This window comes from Mesorhizobium sp. LSHC420B00, from assembly GCF_000503055.1.
Lineage (GTDB): Bacteria > Pseudomonadota > Alphaproteobacteria > Rhizobiales > Rhizobiaceae > Mesorhizobium.
Genome location: NZ_AYVY01000022.1, coordinates 41,064 through 59,544 on the forward strand (window position 1 = coordinate 41,064; position 18,481 = coordinate 59,544).

Here is an 18,481-nt window from a genome sequence, read left to right on the forward strand (position 1 = left end):
CAGACTAACACAAATGGAGGTTCAAGATGATGATGTTGAAACAGCCGGCCGCAATGGACAGTGCTGCGCCCAGCGAGGGAAAGGCTTTGGTTGTTAGGGGCGGCGAGGCTTATCGGGCCGAACAGGGGTCGGACTATCTGCCGGGAATAAGTGCTGAGACCGTCGGAGCGAAGGCCCTTTGGCTGGGCGTCGCCTCAATCCCGCCGGGCAAGCGGACCAAAGCCCATGTCCATGCGCGCCACGAAACAGCATTTTATATGCTGAGCGGAGACGAGTTGGAGATGTGGAGCGGGGACGAACTGCAGTTTCGCGACCTCGTGCATCCCGGCGACTATCTCTACATTCCCGCCAACGTGCTTCACGTTGCCGTGAACCGGGCAAGCACGCCGGCCACCTTTATTGGCGCCCGCAACGAACCGACCGCACAGGAGAGTGTCATTCTCTTCCCGAAGATGGACGGCAAAATACCATAGAGCGGCGATCTGGCAGGAAGACAGGCGTACTCCGTCGGTCCACTACCCGACGAGCTGCCGCGCAAGGATCAGCACGGCAGCACCCGCCAGGAACATCGCCATCAGCCCGCCGCGCAGCGAGACCAGGCCGGCAACAATCAAGGCTGCCCATTCCGCCGGTCCGGCGCTGAGCGCCGCCGGCGCCACCAGCGTGGTCAGCACCGCCGCCGGCACGGCGCTGAGCCCGGCCTCGACGCGCGGATGGATATGGTCGAAGCGTGAGATCACCAGATGACCGCCGATGCGGGTCAGATAGGTCGCGATCGAAGCGGCGACGATGATCCACAAGGTCGTGCTCATGGCCGTGTCTCCACGCCGCTGTGGCGGGGCGGCAGGATGACGGCGAGCAGCACGCCGGCCAGCGCACCTATGGAGACATGCCAGGGCGAGCCGACGGTTTTGTACGCAATGATGGAGGCGGCAGCGCTGGCGATGACCACCGGCAGCCACAGCGGCCGCTTGCGGAAGCTCATGACCAGGCCGAGAAAATAGATCGGCAGCAGGAAGTCGATGCCCAGCACATGGGTGTCGGGAATAAGCTTGCCGAACATCGCGCCGAGCGCGCTTTCGATGACCCAGAACACATAGACCGGCAGCCCAAGCCCCATATACCAGGTAAACCCGACGGTTTCGCCGGCCTCCGCCTTGCGCTCGGCCATCGCGAACTGCGGATCAGTGAGCACGAAATAGCCTATCGCCTGCTGGATCAGTGGCCAATGCGCGATGCGCCGGCCGATACCGGCCGAATAGAGCACGTGGCGAAAATTCACCGCGAAGATCGACAGCACGATCAGCCACGGCGCGACATGCTGGCCGAACAGCTCGATGCCTACCATCTGGCTGGCGCCGCCGAACACCGTTGCGCTCATCAGGAACGCTTCGAGCACGGAAAACCCGTTGTCGACTGCGAGCGCCCCGAACAGCAATGCAAACGGCGCCGATGCCACCACGACGGGCATGCTGAGCCGCACGCCGTCCCAGAAATCGCTTTTCGCACTGTTTTCGGAGATTGCTTCCGCCGACATCAATCGCCTCCTCGGGACGGTCGTATGTAGGGAGGGCCGCCCTCCTTGTCACACCAATTCGATTGAGGCAAATGATCAGCGGAAGTGATGGCTGAGGCGGGCGGCAAGGCGCTCCAGTGCCCAGTGGATAAAAATCAGACGCTTGGCACCTGGGAGGGCATATCCGTTGGCGCCCATCGGTCCTTGCCAAAAGTGGCGGCCACAGACCCAAGGCCAGAGGTGGTTCCCCAGAGGTGGTTGCAATGAGCGAATTTTTCATCGATCCAAAATTCGGCCGCCTGGCCTTCGGCGCCGATCCCGGCAGCTATCACGCGACGCGGCCTGGCTATCCTGATTGGGTATTCGAAATTCTATGTGAACGGTGCCGTCTCGCCCCTGGCACGGCGACGTTCGAGATTGGCGCAGGTACAGGAACTGCTACGCGCCGCTTACTCGAACTGGGCGCGAGCCCGATGCTCGCCATCGAGCCGGATTCTCGCCTCGCGACTTTCCTTTGCGAGACTATTCAGGACAAGGCGCTCTCGGTGAGCGTCTCTGCGTTTGAGGATGCCGTCCTTGAGAAGGCCGGTTTTGATCTCGGCGTCAGCGCCACTGCCTTTCATTGGCTGGATGAGGACACCGCGCTGGTCAAGGTCGCCGAGCTGCTTCGGCCGGGCGGCTGGTGGGCAATGGTCTGGAATGTATTCGGCGACAACAGTCGCCCCGATCCCTTTCATGATGCGACGAAGGCACTGCTTGAAGGGCCTTCGAGCCCTTCGGCGGGCTCAAATGGTATTCCGTTCGCCCTTGATGCCGAGGCCCGCGTGGCGGCGCTGGAGCGAACCGGCGCGTTCGATTCCATCGAACATGGGACAAGTGTCTGGTCGCTCGTCCTCGATCCTGACCAGACGGTCGCCCTCTATGCCACTTTTTCCAACATCAACATCCGCAGCGACCGCAAAGCAATCCTGGCGGAGCTGGGTCGCATCGTCCGCGACGAGTTCCAAGGCTCCATAACCCGCAACATGACCACCAGCCTCTACACTGCGCGGCGCATTTGACTGTCTGATTTATCCGCTAGCGCGGCGAAGCCTTGCCTTCGATCGCCCTGCCCCAGTCGAGCAGCGGTTTTGCCCGCATGACGAAGTCGACGAGTTCGTCGACCAATCCAGCTCCATAAATATCCGCCGGCTCGACTGCGTGCCGGACGGCAAAATGCCGATTGCGGATCGCGGCAGCGAGATCGGGCTCGGCGATATGCTCGAAGCCGCGCGGCGTGCGCTTCATGCAGCCGTCCGGGTCGAGCTCGAGGCCGTTCTTCTTCAGCGCCGCGACGAGGGTGCGGAATTCAGCCGGCCGCTTCGCGATCGCGTTGCGCAGCGCCAGCAATAGCTCCGGTCCGGGCTGCCACCAGGCAACGGCGGCAAAGCAGCGATCGAGCCCGATATGGACGTAAAACACGCCCTGTTCCATCTTGGTGCCGTCAGGCGAAAGGATCGCCGACAAATGCCGGTTATAAGGCCGTTTGTCCTTGGCGAAACGCACATCGCGATTAATCCGGAACAGCGACTTCTTGCGGTCGCCGCGCAGGCCGAGCCCCGCGGCCGTGAAGCGCTCGGAGAGCGTTTCGACCAGATCGCCGAAGGGGTCGCGCAGATCCCGTTCGAAAAGGTCGCGGTTTTCCAAAAACCACTCCCGGCTCTGATGAAAATCCAGCGCCTTGAGGAAGGGAATGGCCTTTTGCCCAAAACCGTTGAACGCAGCCGCCATCACGCGCCCTTGCCGATCCGCTGCAACCAGGTGTCCTCGTCGATCACCTCGATGCCGAATTTGGTCGCGTCCTTCAGCTTGGAACCGGCGCCCGGCCCCGCTACCAGGAGATCGGTCTTCGCAGAAACCGAGCCGGCGACCTTCGCGCCGAGACGTTCGGCCATCGCCTTGGCCTCGGGGCGCGTCATCTTTTCCAGCGTGCCTGTAAACACGATTGTCTTGCCGGCGACCGCACTATCGGCTGAGACGTTCACGATGTATGGCTTCGGGTGGACCTGTGTGAGCAGCGCTTCAAGCACGGCGTCGTTGCGTTCATTGCCGAAGAAATCGCGAAGCGCACCTATCACCGTATCGCCGATGCCGTTGATCGAAGGAAAAACGGTGTGTGGATCGGCTGCCGCTGCTGTCTCCTTGCCAATGCGGATCAACTCCTCGATCGTCGAGAAGGTTCGGGCAAGCACAGCGGCCGTCGTTTCGCCGATATGGCGGATGCCCAGCGCAAAGATGAAGCGATCGAGTTCCGGTTCGCGGCGAGCGTCGATGGCAGCGAAGAGCTTGTCGAGGCCGTCGTAGTTGCGTTCCTCGACACTGCGTACATTCTTGCGCGTCTTGCCCGACGCGGCCTCACGCTGCCTGGCCTGCTCTTCCCGCCGCTCGGCCAGCGCCTTGGTAACGGCGGGACGACGATCCCTGAGCGTAAAGATATCGGCGGCTGTCTTGATCAACCCGGCGTTGAAGAACAGATCTATGTTTTCAGCGCCCAGGCCTTCGATATCCATGGCGCCGCGTGACACGAAATGGCGCAATCCTTCCACGGCCTGCGCAGGGCAGATCAGTTCGCCGGTGCAGCGGCGGCGGGAATCCTCCTTGCCGGTCTTCTCGTTGATCTCGCGCGTTGCGGGTGAGCCGCAGATCGGACATTTGTGCGGGAATTCGTAGGGCACGGCATCTGGCGGACGCTTATCGGCTACGACGCTGACGATCTGCGGAATGACGTCCCCTGCCCGCTGGATGACCACTGTGTCGCCGATACGCACGTCATAGCCGTCGCGGATCGGCTGGCCGTTGCTGTCCAGACCCTTGATGTAATCTTCGTTGTGAAGCGTGACGTTTTCGACCACTACGCCGCCGACCGTGACGGGTGCAAGCCGGGCAACGGGCGCCAGCGTACCGGTACGGCCCACCTGAATGTCGATCCTGAGCACGGTTGTCATCGCCTGTTCGGCCGGAAATTTGTGGGCGATGGCCCAGCGCGGTTCGCCAGTGACGAAACCCCATCTGCGCTGCAATTCCAGCTGGTCGACCTTGTAGACGACGCCGTCGATGTCGTAGCCCAGTGATGAGCGCTGGGTCTCGATCAGGTGATAATGCGCGACCAGTTCCTCGACCGATCTTGCCCGGACCATCAGCGGGCTGACCTTGAACCCCCACTCCGCGAATTTTTGCACGGAATCGTATTGGGTCGGAGCCGGATCCTTTGTGGTAAAGCCCCAGGCGTAGGCAAAGAACTTGAGGTTGCGGCTGGCGGTAATAGACGGGTCCTTCTGACGGAGCGACCCGGCCGCGGTATTGCGCGGATTGACGTAATCCTGGCCGCCGATCGCCGCCGAGCGCTGCTTCAACGCCTCGAATTCCGCGTAGGTCATATAGACCTCACCGCGTATTTCGATGACCTCGGGCCAGCCCGATCCCTTCAAGGTCTTGGGAATGTCGGCGATGGTCCTCAGATTGGCGGTGATGTCCTCGCCAACGGCGCCGTCGCCGCGCGTTGCCCCCTGCACGAACACACCACCTTCATAACGCAGCGAAGCCGACAGCCCGTCGATCTTCGGCTCAGCCGTGAAGGCGATGTCCAGATCCTTGTCGCGATCAAAGAACCGCCGGCCACGTACGATGAAATCGGCGACATCCTGGTCGGTATAGGCCTTGGCGAGGCTGAGCATCGGCACCGCATGACGCACCTTGGCAAAGCCTTCCGCCGGTGGCGCGCCGACCCTGCGTGAGGGGGAATCCTCACGCAGCAAAGCAGGGAAGCGCTGTTCGATGGCGAGATTGCGCCGCGTCAGCGCGTCATATTCCGCGTCCGTGATTATCGGCGCGTCCTCGCCATGGTAGCGCCGGTCGTGCTCGGCGATCTCCTGCGCCAACCGCTTCAACTCGCTTGCCGCCTCGCTTTCGCTGAGCGAATCGACTGGTTTTTCGTCCATACACTGCTCCCTCCACGGTGGCGCGACACAATAGAACAGGATTCTCTCATGAGGGAGAGATCAGACACGGAAATCATTCCTGAACAGCAGGATGGAGCCAGACCCTGACTCAGGTCACGAGCGCCGGAAACGAACTCGTCTAGAGCAATTCCAGGAAAAGTGTGAAACGGTTTTCCGTCCGGAATTGCGCAAAAAATAGTAGTTGGAGCAAAGACATGAACTACTGGCTGTTCAAATCCGAACCTTCGGTCTTCTCCTTCGAGGCGCTGAAGGCCAANCGGCGTGATGAACCGCTCTACGCTGCCGCGATGTTCTCCCGCAGCAAGCGCTCGGCCGCCGCGCGCGCCTCGTCGGTGATGGTGGCGCCGGCGAGCATGCGCGCGATCTCCTCCTGCCGCGCCGCCCGGTCCATCTCGGCGATGCCGGTCGACACCCGGTCGGCCCCGCCTGACTTGGAGATCAGGAAATGCGTCGCGGCGCGCGCCGCCACTTGCGGCGCGTGCGTGACCGAAAGCACCTGCACGCGCTTTGCCAGCCGCGCCAGCCGCTGGCCGATGGCGTCGGCAACCGCGCCGCCTACCCCGGTGTCGATTTCGTCGAAGACCAGGGTCGGCGCCGAGCCGCGATCGGCCAGCGCCACCTTGAGTGCCAGCAGAAAGCGCGAAAGCTCGCCGCCGGAAGCGACCTTCATCATTGGGCCGGGCCGGGTGCCGGGGTTGGTGTGCACCCAGAACTCGACCTGGTCGATGCCTTCTTCCATGCGGCTCCCGGCATCGCTTGCGATCTCGACGATGAACTCAGCCCGTTCGAGCTTCAGCGCCGGCAGTTCGGCCATTACCGCCTTGGTCAGCCCTGCGGCCGCCGCATGGCGAAGCGACGACAGCTGGGCCGCCGTAATGTCATAGGCCTGACGCGCAGCTGCAGCCTGTCTCTCCAGCGCATGCAGGCGCTCTTCGCCAGCGTCGAGATCGGTAAGGTCGGCCGCCATGGTGTCGCGCAGTTGCGCCAGATCGTCGACAGCGACGCTGTGCTTGCGCGAGGCGGCACGCAGCGCAAACAGCCGCTCCTCGGCCTTCTCCAGCCGCTGCGGATCATATTCAGTGGCGCGAAGTGCTGCTTCCACGCCCGACTGCGCCGCGTCGAGCGACAGCATCGCCTCGTCGAGCGATTTGACGACCTCTTCAAGCAAGCCGGGCGCTTCCGTCACCTTGCGCTGCAGCCGCCTGAGCAGGCTGGCCAACTGCGGCAAGGGTGAGGACGGGCCCGAGAGCACATCCTGCGCATCGTGGATTTCCGAGGCGATCTTTTCGGCACGCATCATCGAGGCGCGCAGTTCGGCGAGCTCGGTCTCTTCACCCGGTTGCGGATCGAGCCTGGTCAATTCGGCGACCGCCGCACGCAGATAATCGGCCTCGCGGGAAGCCGCCTCGACTTTGGCCCGGTGCCGTGAAAATTCCTGCTCGCAGGCGCGCCAGTGCCGCCACGCCTCGCCTGTTGCACGCGCGGCGCCCAGATGACCGCCGAAGCTGTCCAGCAATTCCCGATGCGCACCGGGATCGATCAAAGCGCGCTCGTCGTGCTGGCCGTGGATCTCGACCAGCGCATGGCCGACGTCGCGCATCAGCGTCACGCTGGACGGCTGGTCGTTGACGAAAACGCGCGTGCGGCCGTCCGCCGTCTGGACGCGGCGCAGGATGATGTCGCCGTCGTCCTCGATGGCGTTCTCGGCGAGCAGCATACGGGCCGGGTGGTTGCGCGGCACGTCGAACACAGCGATGACCTGGCCTTGTGCCGCGCCATGCCGCACCAGCGAGGCGTCGCCGCGGGCGCCAAGCGCCAGCGACAAGGCGTCGAGCAGGATGGACTTTCCGGCGCCGGTTTCGCCGGTCAGCACCGAAAGGCCGGACGAGAAGTCGATGTCCAGCTTCTCGATCAGAACGATATCGCGGATCGACAGCCTGGAGAGCATGGTGACGCGCCGCTCAGGCGCCGGTGATCAGCTTCCCGGCCTTGGAGATCCACGATCCGGCATTCTCGCGCGGCTCGAGCCCACCACTCTGCAGGAGCTTATAGGAGTCCTTGTACCACTGGCTGTCGGGATAGTTGGTGCCGAGCACGGCCGCGGCGGTCTGCGCTTCCGACGTCAGCCCCATCGCGTAGTAGCTCTCGGTCAGACGCGCCAGCGCCTCCTCGACATGGCGTGTGTTGGAATAGTTCTCCACCACGTTGCGGAATCGTTTGACGGCTGCGATGTACTCGCGGCGCTCGAGATAATAGCGGCCGATCTGCATCTCTTTGCCGGCGAGCTGATCGTTGGCGAAGCGGATCTTCTCCTTGGCGTCGTCGGCATATTCGGACGTGGGCCAGCGCGTCACCAGGTCCTGCATCGTCTGCACGGTAAGACGCGCTTCCTTCTGGTCCTGGGTGACGTCCTTGATCTGGCGGTAGTAGCTCAGCCCGATAATATATTGGGCATAGGCTGCATCGTCGGTCGACGGGTAAAGGGTCAGGTAGCGCTTGGCCGAACCAATCGCCTCGTCGTAATTGCCCTGACGGTAGTCGGCAAAGGCGCCCATCACCATCGATTTGCGGGCGAATTCCGAATACGGATGCTGGCGGTCGACGGCATCGAATTTGCGGCTTGCCTCCTGCAGGCGCCCGGCATTCAGATTGGCGAGACCCTGATTATAGAGCACGTCGGCCGGCTCGGTCTGATCGACATAGGTCGATAGATCGACGTCCTTCTCGGACGACATGCAGGCCGACAGAAACAGCGATGGAACGACGACCGAAAGCGCCAGGAAAACAGCCCGCCGCGGCACCTTCGATTGACCAACTCGCTTGAAAAACATGATTGGATTCCGCCCTTTCGGCGTCATTTCAGTCGACGGCAGCAGCCATAAACCATAACCGCCTTGCCCGGCAACGCTATCCCCGGCCAATCGCACATTTTTGTGGCGGTTTGGCGCCACCTGGAAAGCTGTGCGATTTGGCCGGCCAGTGATGCATCCTTGCAACACAGCTGATCGCAATAAGAGCCGCAAAAACGTTAAGAATCAGATCATCCAGGGCGCAAAGAGGGGGGCATTGACGGCGCTCATCTCGGCGGCACGGCCGCGCTCGCGGCGCGTCGTCTCGACGATCTCGAAAGCCGAACGGTCGGACAAGAGACGGCGCAGCGCCGCGGCGTTCAGCCTGTGGCCACCACGATAGGAGCGGAAGCAGCCGATAAACCGGGCACCGGCGAGCGCCAGGTCGCCCATTGCATCCATCGTCTTGTGCCGCGCGAACTCGTTGGGATAGCGCAGGCCTCCCATGTTGATCACGCGGTTGTCATCGCCGATCACCAGCGAGTTCTCCAGCGAGGAGCCGAGCGCGTAGCCAGCTGCCCATAGCCGCTCGACGTCCTTCATGAACCCGAAAGTGCGGGCCCGCGCGACGTCGCCGCGGAAAATGTCGGCATTCATATCGGATGCGAAAAGCTGGCGGCCGATCGCCGGGCTTTCGAAATCGATCTCGATCTCGAAGCGCGTGCCATCATAGGGCCTGAACTCCGCCCAGCAGGCGCCGTTCTCGATGCGAACCGGCTTGACCACCCTGATGTAGCGACGCTTGACCGGCAGCGTTTCGATGCCTGCCTGGTCCATGGCCTCGATGAACATGACCGCGCTGCCGTCGAGGATAGGCACCTCACGGCCGTCGATTTCAATGACGAGATTGTCGATCCCAAGCCCAAAGAGCGTCGCCATCAGATGCTCGACCGTGGCAATGTGCTCGCCTTGCGGATCGCCAAGCATGGTGCAGAGGTCGGTGGCACCGACCTCGGAAACGAGCGCGCGAAATTCGTGGCTTCCGCTTGCATTCGAAAGCTGGAAGACGATACCCGTATCGGCATCTGCCGGCAGGAAATGGACGGTGACCGGATTGCCGCTATGGACGCCGATACCAGTCAGCGTCGCACGCGATTTAAGTGTCGTCTGATAGTCGTGCAAAACAATCCCCATAGCCCGTACTGCCTAGGTCCGCTTCATCTGCCCTGAGGGCGCGGCTCTTGATTGATCGGCAGGCAGGGCCACTTCCCCGAGACTCCCAGCAAACCGACTTTGGTCGGTGGCGAAGATAATGGTCCCACAGGGAGACTCCAAATCACGGTTTCTTACTCTTTGTAACTGCGGTCCAGCGCGGGATTGCCCCATAAGTCCTTGTTTTAAAATCGCTTTTAATATTAACAGGCGAACAGTTTCCTGCTCGCCTGTTAACAACTGTTACGAACCGTCAACAGATCAATTGGCCTGCCGGCGCAGGAAGGCGGGAATCTCCAGCTGATCGTCTTCCTGGACAGCCCGGCTCTGCGGCGTCAGTCGGCCCTGCTCGTCCAGCTGGCCGCGGCGCGGCGCGTAAAGCTGCGGATCCTGGCTGGCTAGGCGGCGCACTTCCGCCGGCGCCTGGCGCAGTTTCGGTTCGCGCGGCTGCGCCGGCTGCAGCCGTGCAGGTTCCTCTTCGCGGCGGGTTAGGCCGTTGGTCAGGCGCTTGAGCAAGCCCATCGGGCCGCTGTTCTCGTGGTCGGCCGGGCGGGCCTTGGCTTCCACTTCAGCCTTCACCTGCGGCGGGAAATCCTCTACCCGCGGCATGCGCTGGGGTGCCGCGGCAATCGGCTGCGGCATTTCACGATGCGGAGCCGGCTGCATCGCTTGCTGAACCACTGGCTGCATCATCGGCTGCGGCTGAGCGGGAGGCGCCTGGAAGATCTTGCTCTGCGGACGGAAGTCTTCCGAATGCGCGACCGGTGCCGGGCGGGCCTGCGCCATCGCTGCCGCATTCGCCTCGGCGAGCTGAATGGCCTCGGCGACCGGATCGGCAGCACGTGGTTCATAGATCGGCTGCTGGACAGGCGCCGGGCGCATTTCCGTGACCTGAGCCGCCGGGCGGCTGACCGGCTTCGGCGGAGCCGTGCGGATGGCGATCGGCGCTGCAGCGATTTCGGCCGCCGATTTGTCGATGCCGGTGGCGACCACCGACACGCGGATAACGCCTTCGAGTTCCTCATCGAAGGTGGCGCCCAGAATGATGTTGGCGTCCTGGTCGACCTCTTCGCGAATGCGGGTTGCGGCCTCGTCGACTTCGAACAGTGTCAGGTCGCGGCCGCCGGTGATCGAGATCAGCAGGCCCTTGGCGCCCTTCATCGAGGTCTCGTCGAGCAGCGGGTTGGCGATGGCGGCTTCCGCGGCGGCCATTGCGCGGCCCTCGCCCGAAGCCTCGCCGGTTCCCATCATCGCCTTGCCCATTTCGCGCATGACCGAGCGGACGTCGGCGAAGTCGAGATTGATCAGGCCTTCCTTGACCATCAGGTCGGTGATGCAGGCGACACCCGAATAGAGCACCTGGTCGGCCATGGCGAAGGCGTCGGCGAAGGTCGTCTTGTCATTGGCCAGCCGGAACAGGTTCTGGTTGGGAATGACGATCAGCGTATCGACACATTTCTGCAGTTCCTCGATACCCATGTCGGCCGTCTTCATGCGGCGCTGGCCTTCGAAGTGGAACGGCTTGGTGACGACGCCGACGGTAAGGATCCCCTTTTCGCGGGCAGCGCGCGCGACCACGGGCGCCGCCCCGGTGCCGGTGCCGCCGCCCATGCCGGCGGTGACGAAGCACATATGCGTGTTCGAGAGATGATCGATGATCTCGTCGATGCACTCTTCCGCCGCCGCGCGCCCGACTTCAGGCTGCGATCCGGCGCCGAGACCCTCGGTGACATGCGCACCGAGCTGGATCAGCCGCTCGGCCTTCGACATCGTCAGTGCCTGCGCGTCGGTGTTGGCCACCACGAACTCGACGCCGCGCAAGCCGGCGGTGATCATGTTGTTGACGGCATTGCCGCCGCCGCCGCCGACACCAAACACGGTGATGCGCGGCTTGAGCTCGGTGATGTCCGGCTTCTGCAGATTGATGGTCATTGTCTTCGTCCTTTGCCTTTCCCGCCGCTTCGCCGCCGCGGCCGCCTATGGGGCTGTCCCCGTCAAATTAAAAACTGTCTCTCAACCACTGACTCATTCGATGCAGTTTTCCGCCTGTTCCGGTCATCCGAAGACCGGAAATTCCCTTCGCCGGGCGGCTCTCGAAGCTCGCCATCTGCGGGTAGATCAGAAGTCCGACCGGGGTCGAGAAAGCCGGCCCCTTGGCCGCCTCGGGCAGGCCTGCCACGCCGAGCGGGCGGCCAATGCGCACATTGCGGCCGAGAATGCGGCGTGCGGCTTCGGGCAGGCCGGCAAGCTGGCTGGCGCCGCCGGTCAGCACCACCCGCTTGCCGACGGCATTGCCGTAGCCGGACTTGTTCAGCCGGTCGCGCAGCAGTTCCAGCGTCTCGTCGATGCGGGCGCGGATGATGCGCGTCATCACCGAGCGCGGGATCTGCAACGGCACCTCGCCGTCTTCGCCGATCGGATGGATCGAGACCAGGTCGCGGTCGTCGGCGCTTCCTGGCAGCGCCGAGCCATGCATCACTTTCAGCCTTTCAGCGGCATCGAGCGAGGTCGACAGGCCCTTGGCCATATCCAGCGTGACGTGGTTGCCGCCAATCGCGATGGCGTCGCCGTGGACGAACTTGCCTTCCGAAAATACCGAGATCGTCGTCGTGCCGCCGCCCATGTCGATGCAGGCCGCGCCCATTTCGAGCTCGTCGTCGACCAGGGCGGCTAGCCCGCTGGCATAGGGTGTCGCCACCATGCGCTCGACCGAGAGATGCGAGCGGTTGATGCAGAGCTCCAGATTGCGCAGAGGCGCCGCGTCGCCTGTCAGCACGTGCATGTCGACGCCAAGCTGGTCGCCAACCATGCCGCGCGGATCGCGCACACCGCGCTCGGCATCCAGCGAAAAGGCCACGGGAAGCGAATGGATCACCTCGCGCTCAGCCCGCAGCGCCTGCTTGGCGCCGGCGGCAAGCACGCGTTTGATGTCGGCCTCGTCTGCTTCATGACCGCCGAGATTGATGGTGGCCGAAAAAGCCTCGCTCTTCAGCCGGCCGGCGGTCATGTTGACGATCAGCGAATCGACCGTCAGTCCCGCCATGCGTTCGGCGGCGTCGACGGCAAGACGGATGGCGTGCTCGGCACGGTCGAGATCGATGACGACGCCCGATTTCACGCCTTGCGATTTCTGGTGGCCGATGCCGATCACCTGGATGCGATGCGAGCGTCCGCGCAGCAGCTTGCCATCGTCGCGCGGCTTGAGCTTGGCCACCACGCAGCAGACCTTGCTGGAACCGACATCCAGCACCGTCAGGATGCCGGACCGGCGCGACGAGGCATCGCTGTTGCCGCCAAGCCAGCTCATATCTTCGTCTCCGGCTTGCGCTTCAGCATCTTGGGCTTTTCGTTAAGCGCAGCCTCGCGCTGCGTCGCCGCTTCCGGCGTCAACTGGACGACCAGACGGTCGGAAAGGCGCATGTCGACGGCTGCGATGTCGCGCGTCAAAAGCCCGTTCTCGTGGTCCATCCTGACCAGGTCGGCAATCGCCTGGTCCTCACCGTCTTCGGGAAGCTTGACGGTGATGCCATTCTCAAGCTTGAGATCCCAGCGCCGTTCGCCGATGCGGATATAGCCTTTGATCCGCGCGGCAAGCTCCGGATAATTCTTGATCCTGGCCAGGAAATCCGGCGCCTTGGCCGGTGCGCCGGTGCCGATGATCAGCGGCAGCAATATCTGCTTGCCGCCGGAGAACGGCGCGATCACGGTGCCGGATTTCTCGATGACCGAAAGCGCGCTCCCTTGCTGCCACAGCGCGAACGGCTCGCGCTCCTCGACGCGCACTTCCAGCGTATGCGGGTAGACTTTGCGCACTGCCGCGGCTTCGACCCAGGGCAGCGTGGTGATGCGTTCGCGCGCAGCTTCGGCATCGAAGCCGATCAGCGAGGTCCAGCCGTCGAGTTCCAGCCTGTCGAGAATATCGATCTCGGAGGTTTCGCGGTTGCCGACGACCTTGACCTGGTCGACGGCAAAACCGGTGCGGGCGGTGACACTCTGGACGATGGCGTCGGCATGCCCGCCGAGATAGGCGCCATAGGCGCTGCTCGAAATAAGCAGTGCCGCCGACAGGATGGCAGCGCAATAGGGCGGCGCTTCGAAATCGCCCTCGCCGAGGCGCGCCAGCACACGCACCGGCCGGCGGAGCAGGCGTGGCAGCACGAAATGGTCGAACGACAACGGCATGCCGAACAGCACCGGCCCGGCCGCGCCCTTCCCCTTGCCCTGTCCCCACTTCAACGCAGACACGAAGCGTCCTCCACCATCCAACTCAACAAATCGCCGAACGAGTGTCCCGCTTGCGCGGCGATTTCCGGCACCAAAGACGTCGGCGTCATACCCGGCTGGGTGTTGACCTCGAGCCAGACAATTTCACCGTTTTCGGAGTGACGATCGTCATAACGGAAGTCCGACCGGGAAACGCCCCGACAGCCGATAGCTTGGTGAGCCTTGAGCGTCAGTGTCTGTATTTTTTGGTAAATATTCGGTGAAAGTTTTGCCGGGCATTCGTGTTTTGATCCGCCCGCGACGTATTTTGAATCATAGTCGTAGAAGGAATGGCCGGTCGGGATGATCTCGCAGACACCGAGCGCCACATCGCCCATCACCGCGCACGTCAATTCTCGCCCGTGCACATAACGCTCGACCATCACCGTATCGCCATATCTCCACTCGGACGAGCCGATGATCTGCGGTGGATGCGACTGGCCTTCATGCACGATGACGACGCCGAAGCTCGATCCTTCGTTGACCGGCTTGACCACATAGGGCGGCTTCATCGGGTGCTTGTTCTGGATGGCGAAGCGATTGGCCACCTTCGATTCCGCTACCGGAATGCCGGCCGCCTTGGCGACCTTCTTGGCCTGTTCCTTGTTCATCGCGAGCGCCGAGGCAAGCACGCCGGAATGGGTGTACGGAATGGCCAGATACTCGAGGATGCCCTGGATGGTGCCGTCCTCGCCGAAGGGGCCGTGCAGCGCGTTGAAGACGACGTCGGGCTTGAGCTCGACGAGCACCGAGCTGATGTCGCGCGAGACGTCGACCCGGGTGACCTGGTAGCCCTCCCCCTCGAGTGTATCGGCGCAGGCTTTGCCCGACGACAGGGACACGGGCCGCTCGGACGAGAATCCCCCCAGAAGGACGGCCACGTGCTTGCTTGTCATTCCCCGTCATTTCCTCTCACAGCAGGCCTGCACCATCGTGCATGGCCCGAAAAGCATCGCGCGCACTCAAATACGCCGAGCAGCTTTGCTCCCGTGTTTCCGCAACATTGAGTCCGAGTCTCCCGGCAGGTTGCCCCCCAGACGGAAACGCGAGTAACGCGTCGAAACGACTCAAATCAGGAAACGCTTCAGGGCAGAGAATCAGAGAGTTGATTCGCTGGCAAGTGCTTACGATTCCGATGGATTCACTTTCCGCAAAAACGGCAGCAAAATGTGAATTCATGAGGTCCGGAGGCAACGGTCTTCGGCTTGCGCTAAAGCAGCTGCCCGAGAAATTCCTGGACGGCATGGCCCGGCCGAAAATTGCCGATGCGCTTGATCTCCCACTGCAGCCGGATGCCCGATCTTTCGAGCACGCGCGCACGCACCGTCTCACCGAGATATTCAAGCTCGTAGCCTGTGGCGGTCCCGGTGTTGATCATGAAGTTGCAATGCATCGGCGACATCTGTGCCCCGCCGACCATCAGGCCGCGGCAGCCGGCCTTGTCGATTTCCTTCCAGGCCGAGGTGCCCTCGGGATTCTTGAAGGTCGAGCCACCGGTCTTTTCGCGGATCGGCTGCACGGTCTCGCGATGGTTCTGGACAGCATCCATCGCGGCCTTGATCGCCGCCTTGTCCTCCGGAACGCCTTCGAACAGCGCCGACGTGAAGATCAGCCCGGACGGCGCAGCTGAATGGCGATAGGCATAGCCCATGTCGGCGTTGCTCAGCACATGCACATTGCCCTTGCGGTCGAGCGCCCGCACCTCGACCACGCGCTCGCGCGTCTCGACACCGTTGGCGCCGGCGTTCATCCTCAGCGCTCCGCCGATGGCGCCGGGAATGCCGTGGTAGAAATGAAAGCCGCCGATGCCGGCCTCGTAGGCAACGGCCGCAACGCGCTTGTCGGGTGTCGCGGCCCCCGCCTTGATCGTGGTCGGCGCTATCACTTCGGTCTCGCCAAAGCCTTTGGCCGAAAGCCGGATGACGAAGCCCGCAATGCCGCCGTCACGGACAAGCAGGTTTGAGCCGACGCCGACGATGGTCAGCGGTATTTCCTCGGGCACCGCCTTCAGGAACGCGGCAAGATCGTCCTCGTCGGCCGGCTGGAACAATGCCTCCGCGAGCCCGCCGGCTCGAAACCAGGTGATCTTGTCCATCTCGGCATTGGGCGTGATGCGGCCGCGCAATCCGGCAAGCCGGTCGCCAAGCTTGTCGATCAACGCCTGGCCGCGCATCATGAGATAGTCCCGCCGAGTTCTTTGGGCAGCGCATAGGCCCATTGGGTGATGTTGCCAGCGCCGAGGAAGACGACGAAATCGCCCGGCTTCGCCACCTCGCGCACGATCGGCGCAATCGCCGCCGGACCTTCGATGTAGCGTGCGTCGCGATGGCCGCCGGAGCGGATGCGCGACACCAGTGCGTCGGACGTAACGCCGTCGATCGGTTCCTCGCCGGCCGCATAGACGGGCGCCACCATTACCGTATCGGCGTCGTTGAAGCAGACGGAAAACTCGTCGAACAGATCGCGCAGCCGAGTGAAGCGATGCGGTTGGGTAACGGCGATGATGCGGCCCTTGGTGGCGCTGCGCGCCGCCTTCAGTACCGCCGTGATCTCGACCGGATGATGACCGTAATCGTCGAACACATCGACACCGTTCCACGAACCGGTATGGGTGAAACGCCGCTTGACGCCGGCGAAGGACGACAGGCCCTTCTTGATCGCCTCGGCCGAAAGGCCGAGCTCATGCGCGACGGCAATCGCCGCCGTCGCATTGGAAACGTTGTGGCGTCCGGGCATCGGCAGCCGCAGACCGGCAATCGTTATCTGGCCGTGCGTCTTGCGGTCGCGGATCACCACGTCGAATTCCGAGGTTGGGCCGTCCATGCGGTGATTGGTGAAGCGCACGTCGGCCTGCGCATTTTCGCCATAGGTGATGACGCGCCGGTCCTCGATGCGGCCGACCAGCGCCTGCACCTCGGGATGGTCGGTGCACATCACGCCAAAGCCGTAGAACGGCACGTTCTCGACGAACTGGCGAAACGCCTCGCGCACTTTGTCGAAGGAGCCGTAATGGTCGAGATGTTCGGGGTCGATATTGGTGACGACGGCAATCTCGGCCGGCAGCTTGAGGAAGGTGCCGTCGCTCTCGTCGGCCTCGACCACCATCCATTCGCCGTCGCCCATGCGGGCGTTGGTGCCATAGGCATTGATGATGCCGCCATTGATCACCGTCGGGTCGAGCCCGCCGGCATCGAGTAGCGTCGCCACCATCGAAGTCGTCGTTGTCTTGCCGTGCGTGCCGCCGATCGCGACCGCCTGCCGGAAGCGCATCAGCTCGGCTAGCATTTCGGCGCGCCGCACGATCGGCAGCAACTTCTCTCTCGCCGCCTTCAGCTCCGGGTTGGATTTCTTGATTGCGGTGGAGACGACGACCACTTCGGCCTCGCCGAGGTTCTCGGCCTGGTGGCCGACGAAGCATTCGATGCCCTTGTCGCGCAGCCGCTGCACATTGGCGCTGTCGGCCTGATCGGATCCCTGCACCTTGTAGCCGAGATTGTGCAGCACCTCGGCGATGCCGCTCATGCCGATGCCGCCAATGCCGATGAAATGCACGAGGCCGATCGTCTGTGGCATCTTCATCAATGCGTCTCCTTCCTGAATTCCGAAACGGATTTCCTGGACGCAATAGCCTCTGTCAGATCGGCGAGCAACCGCGCGGCATCCGGTTTACCGGACGATTTCGCCGCCGCAGCCATTGTCGCCGCCCTGCCTGGATCATCCATTAGCCCGCCGACAAGCGCAGCGATCCGCTCCGCCGAAAGCGTGGATTGCGGATGCACCTCGGCGCCACCCGCTGCGGCAAGGGCGGCCGCATTCGCCGCCTGGTCGTGGTCGAGCGCGTGCGGATAAGGGACCAGCAGCGCCGGCCTGCCGATCACCGCGATTTCCGATACGGTCGACGCGCCGGAGCGCGACATCACCAGATGCGCCGCCGCGAGCCGCGCCGCCATGTCGGTGAAGAAGGGCGACACCTCGGCCTCGATGCCAAGCGCGGCATAGGCGGCTTCCACCCGCGCCACATCGTCGGCGCGGGCCTGCTGCGTGATCGCCAGTCGCCTACGCTGTGCATCGGAAAACCGGGCGATCGCCGCCGGCACCGCATCGGAAAAGAACTGCGCGCCCTGGCTGCCGCCAAACACCAGAAACCGGAACGGCTCTTCGCCGGCCGATGCAGCATAGGGTGTATTCGCTGCTTCCAACACTTGCGGCCTGACCGGATTGCCGGTGGTCACCGTCTTGGCGCCAGTGGCACTGATGTCTTCCGGCAGGAACCCGCCGGCAACGGCGTCGACGCGGCCGGCGAGCGCCCGATTGGCGCGGCCCATCACCGCATTCTGCTCGTGGATCAGCGTCGGCACCTTGCGCCGGGTCGCCGCGTAAAGCGGCGGCAGTGTCGGATAGCCGCCGAAGCCGACCACTATGGCGGGCTTGATGCTGGCGATGACGGCCGACGCCTGCCGCACCCCGCGCCAGATTTTCCAAAACGCGGCGAGCATGGCAAAAGGATTCTTCGAGCCCATCGTCGCCGACTGGATCGGATGGATGGCGGTCGCCGGGAACTGCCCGGCAAAGCGCTCGGCGCGGTCGTCGGTGGCCAGATGTACCGCCCAGCCGCGCGCCTTGAGCTCATGTGCCAGCGCCTCGGCCGGGAACAGATGTCCGCCCGTTCCGCCAGCAGCTAGAAGGATGACCCCCTTCGCCAT

16 protein-coding genes are annotated in these 18,481 nt (G+C 63.3%); 2 read left to right on the top strand and 14 right to left on the bottom strand.

Features of this window, described 5'->3' with window-relative positions:
* The first annotated feature begins 29 nt into the window (after positions 1-29).
* Complete coding sequence (locus X760_RS64580) at positions 30-473, top strand: cupin domain-containing protein (RefSeq protein ID WP_245278683.1); 444 nt, start codon at positions 30-32, stop codon at positions 471-473.
* 42 nt (positions 474-515) lie between these two features.
* Here the strand turns inward: X760_RS64580 and X760_RS64585 are convergent, their stop codons facing one another.
* Positions 516-812, bottom strand: coding sequence for an AzlD family protein (locus X760_RS64585; protein ID WP_023721187.1), 297 nt, complete (start codon positions 810-812; stop codon positions 516-518).
* A complete protein-coding gene (locus X760_RS64590; RefSeq protein WP_023721188.1) occupies positions 809-1,537 on the bottom strand; it encodes an AzlC family ABC transporter permease in 729 nt (242 codons plus the stop codon). The genes X760_RS64585 and X760_RS64590 overlap by 4 nt, the downstream gene beginning before the upstream one ends.
* 242 nt (positions 1,538-1,779) lie before the next feature.
* Between X760_RS64590 and X760_RS64595 the strand changes: the two genes are divergently transcribed.
* The gene (locus X760_RS64595) at positions 1,780-2,577 is read left to right on the top strand and encodes a methyltransferase domain-containing protein (RefSeq protein ID WP_031194584.1); all 798 of its coding nucleotides are present in this window, start codon (positions 1,780-1,782) and stop codon (positions 2,575-2,577) included.
* 16 nt (positions 2,578-2,593) lie between these two features.
* On the opposite strand, the gene X760_RS64600 is transcribed toward X760_RS64595, so the two are convergent.
* From X760_RS64600 to murG, 12 genes are all read right to left on the bottom strand, one after another.
* Positions 2,594-3,286: a TIGR02453 family protein gene (locus X760_RS64600; RefSeq protein ID WP_023721190.1), complete on the bottom strand. Its 693-nt coding sequence runs from the start codon at positions 3,284-3,286 to the stop codon at positions 2,594-2,596.
* A complete protein-coding gene (gene ligA, locus X760_RS64605; protein WP_023721191.1) occupies positions 3,286-5,493 on the bottom strand; it encodes an NAD-dependent DNA ligase LigA in 2,208 nt (735 codons plus the stop codon). Before ligA ends, X760_RS64600 begins: the two co-directional genes overlap by 1 nt.
* A gap of 295 nt (positions 5,494-5,788) precedes the next feature.
* On the bottom strand, positions 5,789-7,462 hold the full coding sequence (recN, locus tag X760_RS64610) for a DNA repair protein RecN (RefSeq protein WP_023721192.1): 1,674 nt from the start codon (positions 7,460-7,462) through the stop codon (positions 5,789-5,791).
* Positions 7,463-7,475: 13 nt separating this feature from the next.
* The gene (locus X760_RS64615) at positions 7,476-8,345 is read right to left on the bottom strand and encodes an outer membrane protein assembly factor BamD (protein WP_023721193.1); all 870 of its coding nucleotides are present in this window, start codon (positions 8,343-8,345) and stop codon (positions 7,476-7,478) included.
* Between the two features lie 204 nt (positions 8,346-8,549).
* A complete protein-coding gene (gene lpxC / locus X760_RS64620) occupies positions 8,550-9,497 on the bottom strand; it encodes a UDP-3-O-acyl-N-acetylglucosamine deacetylase (protein WP_023721194.1) in 948 nt (315 codons plus the stop codon).
* Positions 9,498-9,776: 279 nt separating this feature from the next.
* Positions 9,777-11,447, bottom strand: a complete 1,671-nt coding sequence (gene ftsZ / locus X760_RS64625) for a cell division protein FtsZ (protein WP_023721195.1) — start codon at positions 11,445-11,447, stop codon at positions 9,777-9,779.
* A gap of 67 nt (positions 11,448-11,514) precedes the next feature.
* A complete protein-coding gene (gene ftsA / locus X760_RS64630; RefSeq protein ID WP_023721196.1) occupies positions 11,515-12,822 on the bottom strand; it encodes a cell division protein FtsA in 1,308 nt (435 codons plus the stop codon).
* The gene (locus X760_RS64635; RefSeq protein ID WP_023721197.1) at positions 12,819-13,760 is read right to left on the bottom strand and encodes a cell division protein FtsQ/DivIB; all 942 of its coding nucleotides are present in this window, start codon (positions 13,758-13,760) and stop codon (positions 12,819-12,821) included. The genes ftsA and X760_RS64635 overlap by 4 nt, the downstream gene beginning before the upstream one ends.
* Positions 13,748-14,674: a D-alanine--D-alanine ligase gene (locus X760_RS64640; RefSeq protein ID WP_023721198.1), complete on the bottom strand. Its 927-nt coding sequence runs from the start codon at positions 14,672-14,674 to the stop codon at positions 13,748-13,750. The genes X760_RS64635 and X760_RS64640 overlap by 13 nt, the downstream gene beginning before the upstream one ends.
* 314 nt (positions 14,675-14,988) lie before the next feature.
* Positions 14,989-15,954 carry a UDP-N-acetylmuramate dehydrogenase gene (murB, locus tag X760_RS64645; RefSeq protein WP_031194586.1) on the bottom strand — a complete coding sequence of 322 codons (966 nt, stop codon included), beginning with the start codon at positions 15,952-15,954 and terminating at the stop codon, positions 14,989-14,991.
* A complete protein-coding gene (gene murC / locus X760_RS64650) occupies positions 15,951-17,357 on the bottom strand; it encodes a UDP-N-acetylmuramate--L-alanine ligase (RefSeq protein WP_023721200.1) in 1,407 nt (468 codons plus the stop codon). Before murC ends, murB begins: the two co-directional genes overlap by 4 nt.
* Entirely contained in the window at positions 17,357-18,481 is a 1,125-nt protein-coding gene (gene murG / locus X760_RS64655) for an undecaprenyldiphospho-muramoylpentapeptide beta-N-acetylglucosaminyltransferase (protein ID WP_023721201.1), read from the bottom strand. The genes murC and murG overlap by 1 nt, the downstream gene beginning before the upstream one ends.